Origin of the sequence: Trichocoleus sp. FACHB-6 (genome assembly GCF_014695815.1) — a bacterium.
Taxonomy (GTDB): Bacteria; Cyanobacteriota; Cyanobacteriia; order Cyanobacteriales; family FACHB-T130; genus Funiculus; species Funiculus sociatus.
In genome coordinates this window covers 1-1,872 of record NZ_JACJOY010000039.1, presented here as the reverse complement: position 1 = coordinate 1,872, position 1,872 = coordinate 1, and the positions used below count along the sequence as shown (strand labels likewise).

At 45.0% G+C, this 1,872-nt stretch carries 2 protein-coding genes; one reads left to right on the top strand and one right to left on the bottom strand.

From position 1 onward, the window contains the following. Positions 1 to 130: 130 nt before the first annotated feature. Positions 131 to 1,126 carry a thiamine-phosphate kinase gene (thiL, locus tag H6F66_RS07835; RefSeq protein WP_190419945.1) on the bottom strand — a complete coding sequence of 332 codons (996 nt, stop codon included), beginning with the start codon at positions 1,124 to 1,126 and terminating at the stop codon, positions 131 to 133. 136 nt (positions 1,127 to 1,262) lie between these two features. On the opposite strand from thiL, the gene H6F66_RS07830 reads away from it, so the two are divergent. Next, entirely contained in the window at positions 1,263 to 1,766 is a 504-nt protein-coding gene (locus tag H6F66_RS07830) for a Uma2 family endonuclease (protein WP_190419943.1), read from the top strand. The last annotated feature ends 106 nt before the right edge of the window (positions 1,767 to 1,872 follow it).

Sequence of the window (1,872 nt, the reverse complement as noted above, 5' to 3'; positions counted from 1 at the left end):
AATTACTGGGGTAAGCTTTACTCATAACGCTCTCTCAGTGCTGTGTACTACATATTCGCAGCTTACACTGAGTGAGCTTTTTTGCTATCTAACCGACTTTTAAAACATCCTCTTAACTGCTGACACCAGATTAATAACTAAAATGCTGAAATCCTTGGTTGAGGGTGAGATGTTTGTCGGGATAGACACCAGAGGAGTCTACTAACAAGACGTTAGCTTCGGTAGTAATCCCGATAACAGCTGCTCCCTCACCCAATCGTTCCACTAATATCTGGGCTTTTTCTGAAGGTACGCATAAGACAAGTTCAAAGTCTTCGCCACCATATAAAGCCCAGTCCACAGCTTGCTCGTTTGAAACCATTTGGCTGAGGGCAGCTGGAATGGAAATCGAGGCGCGATCGCATTTTGCACCCACTCCACTACATCGGCAAATTTGCACAATTGCATCTGCTAAACCGTCGCTGCTGTCCATCCCAGCAACGGGGATGGGGGATTGGGAATCCAAATCCCACAGGAAAGGCAAGACATCTAGGCGGGGTTTAGGGCGCTGGTGCGCTTGGATTAAAGATAATTTCTCGGCTTCGGTGAGATTTTGACCGGATTCTGGGTTCAGTAACAATTCTAAACCCGCTCTTGAGGCTCCGTGAACTCCGGTGACGACAATGGCATCCCCAACTTGAGCAGATGAGCGCCGGATAATCCGATTTGGGGAAGCTTCACCAAAGGCGGTAATTGCTATTGTATTGACTGGCGAACGGCAAATATCGCCGCCGACAATAAATGTATTGTAATGTTGCAAGCATTCGGTTATTCCCTGGTAAAGTCGCTCCACCCAGGTGACGAGTGTATCGCTTGTAAGGCTTAAACCTACAGTAATTCCCAGTGGAGATGCGCCCATTGCGGCTAAATCGGATAGATTGGCAGCAGCAGCACGCCAACCAGCGTCTTCTGGGGATGTGGTGCGATCGCTAAAATGGGTTCCATCCACCAGCATATCCGTTGTCACTACCAATTCTTTACCCGGCTGGGTTTTCATTACAGCCGCATCATCTCCTACGACTTCCGCCGGACAGAAGCGTTGCAATCGTTGTAATAAACCCTGTTCCCCGATGTCTCGAATTTTCATGGAGTTTTGACGAACCGCAAAGATGAGAGTGTGTTCAAACAAGCGATCGCACCCTGAGTAAATACTAAGCGCGATCGCTAAAATATACCCATACTTGTGCCGTGACTACCAACAACGTTCTAGGTTTAGTCTCAAAATGACAACCACGCTAATTCAAAATCCACAACGATTTCTGTTAAGAAATATTAGCTGGCAGACTTATCAAGCTTTGCTGAAAGATATAGAAGAACAGCCGGGGATTCGCCTGACTTACGACCAAGGCTTATTGGAAATTATGACCCCACTAGATCCCCATGAAGGCTACAAAAAACTCTTAGGACGTTTTGTGGAAACTCTGACTGAGGAATTAAATATTAATATTCGCAGCTTAGGTTCGAGAACTTCTAAGCGTGAGGATTTGCAGAGGGGATTTGAACCAAATCAGTGCTACTACATCCAGAATGAGCCGATTGTCCGAGAACTAGAACAAATAGACCTCAATCAATATCCACCACCTGATTTAATTATTGAGATTGATATTACTAGCAGTTCTATTAATCAATTTGAATTGTATGGTGATTTTGGGGTGTTAGAAGTCTGGCGTTATGACGGAAGACGCTTGAGATTCTATCAGTTAGAGGAGAAACAATATTTAACCTGAGTTCGGGTTAAGCAGAAGGAAGGAAAAACGCATTAATATTGAGAGAGGGCTTCTTAGGCTGATGGCATTCTTGCAATTAATCCACAGACCAAATTCACCAAGAAAT

What these genes read in the sequence shown, in the direction of transcription:
- H6F66_RS07830 (WP_190419943.1), top strand. Translation starts at nt 1,263, where the DNA reads ATGACAACCACGCTAATTCAAAATCCACAACGATTTCTGTTAAGAAAT.
- thiL (WP_190419945.1), bottom strand. Translation starts at nt 1,126, where the DNA reads ATGAAAATTCGAGACATCGGGGAACAGGGTTTATTACAACGATTGCAA.